We start from the raw sequence: 1,731 nt of genomic DNA on the forward strand, positions 1-1,731 counted from the left end.
ACGACGCCGCCGGCCAACGACACACAGCAAGCCGGCGGGGGGAAGCAGCGCTGGGGTGTAGGGGGGAAAAACACCCCCGGGAGGGAGCCCGCAGGACCCAACGCCGGCGCCCGGCCACACGGAGGGGGGGACCGCCGAACCCCGGGGGGGGGGGGGCGCCGCCCGCCCCCCGGAGCAACCCACCCGCAACAAGTCCGCCGGCCGGCCCCGCCCCGGCCGCCCGCACGCCGCAACCCGAGCCGATTTCCTCCAAGGGACCCGAGATGAACACGAGCACCCCGAAGCCGCCGGCCGGCGCCCCGATCCCCGGTTCGAGCTACAAGCCGACGGACATTCCGCGCCGCACCGTCGACCTGCCGGGTGCCGCGCCGCGCCGTCCCGAGGGGTACGGCGCCCCGGCTTCGGCGCCCGCCGCCGCCGCGCCGGTCGCTCCGGCCCCGGCGCCCACCGCTCCGCTCGCCAGCGACCAGCGCCGGCTGATCGTCGGCCGCGACATCTCCCTGAACGGTGAGATCGGGTCCTGCGACGTGCTGGTCGTGGAAGGCACGGTGGAGGCCAAGCTGCGCGACGGCCGGTCCATCGAGATCGCCGAGACCGGCCTGTTCAAGGGCGCCGTGGAGATCGACGAGGCCGACATCGGCGGCCGCTTCGAGGGCGACATCATCGTGCGCGGCCGCCTGACCGTGCGCTCCACCGGCAAGATCAACGGCTCGATCAAGTACGGCGAGCTGGCGGTCGAGGCCGGCGCCCTGCTGAACGGCGAGATCGGCAAATACACCCCGGCGGCCAAGCCCGCCGTTGTCCCCGCCGCCCCGGCGGAAGCGGCCCCGGCGCCGGCCGCGCTCGACCCCATCGTGGTGGACGGCTAAACGCCGTTAAACGCGGTTTCGCGATCAAGCCCGGCGGGGATCAAGCCTCCGCCGGGCTTTTTCTTTTTGCAGAGACGGCTGGCGTTTCACGGGAAACATCGCGCCGCGCCTCACACCACGGCGGCCGGCAGGACCTTGTCCTTGAAGGCGCACAGGTCGCTGACCGGGCAGACGAGGCAGTCGGGTTTGCGGGCCTTGCAGACGTAGCGGCCGTGCAGGATCAGCCAGTGGTGGGCGTGCCGGCGATAGGCCTTGGGAACCACCTTCAGCAGCTTCGCCTCCACCGCGTCGGGCGTCTTGCCGGGGGCGAGGCCGGTGCGGTTGCCGACGCGGAAGATGTGGGTGTCCACCGCGATGGTCTCCTCGCCGAAGGCGACGTTCAGCACCACGTTGGCGGTCTTGCGCCCGACGCCGGGCAGGGTTTCCAGCGCCTCGCGGTCGCGTGGGACCTCGCCGCCATACTGGGCGACCAGGATTTCCGACAGCTTGATGACGTTCTTGGCCTTGGTGTTGAACAGGCCGATGGTCTTGATGTAGCCGCGCAGCCGTTCCTCCCCCAGTTCCACCATCTGCTGCGGCGTGGTGACGATCTGGAACAGCGGGCCGGTGGCTCTGTTGACGCCGACATCGGTGGCCTGGGCCGACAGCACGACGGCGACCAGGAGCGTGTAGGGATTGACGTATTCCAGCTCGCTCTTCGGCTCCGGATTGGCGGCGCTGAGGCGGCGGAAGAATTCCTGAACGGCGGCGGGCTTCATGGGGTGCAGCATAGCGGGACCCCGGTTGTTCTTGCAAACACGCCGGGTGGAAGGCGCGCCCGATGCGCACTAGTTTGTGTGCATGACCATGGCCCGTCATACCC

General features: G+C 70.7%; 2 protein-coding genes. One reads left to right on the forward strand and one right to left on the reverse strand.

The window, feature by feature from the left end:
• The first annotated feature begins 263 nt into the window (after positions 1-263).
• A complete protein-coding gene (locus GBZ26_RS29170; protein WP_247884953.1) occupies positions 264-869 on the forward strand; it encodes a bactofilin family protein in 606 nt (201 codons plus the stop codon).
• Between the two features lie 110 nt (positions 870-979).
• Here GBZ26_RS29170 and nth read toward each other — a convergent pair whose 3' ends face one another.
• Positions 980-1,639 (reverse strand): endonuclease III, encoded by a 660-nt coding sequence (gene nth, locus GBZ26_RS29175; protein ID WP_246653508.1) that lies wholly within the window; start codon positions 1,637-1,639, stop codon positions 980-982.
• Positions 1,640-1,731: the final 92 nt, after the last annotated feature.

This window comes from Azospirillum formosense, from assembly GCF_013340925.1.
Lineage (GTDB): Bacteria > Pseudomonadota > Alphaproteobacteria > Azospirillales > Azospirillaceae > Azospirillum > Azospirillum formosense.

Coding starts and splice junctions, on each gene's coding strand:
- GBZ26_RS29170 (WP_247884953.1), top strand. CDS start 264: ATGAACACGAGCACCCCGAAGCCGCCGGCCGGCGCCCCGATCCCCGGT.
- nth (WP_246653508.1), bottom strand. CDS start 1,639: ATGCTGCACCCCATGAAGCCCGCCGCCGTTCAGGAATTCTTCCGCCGC.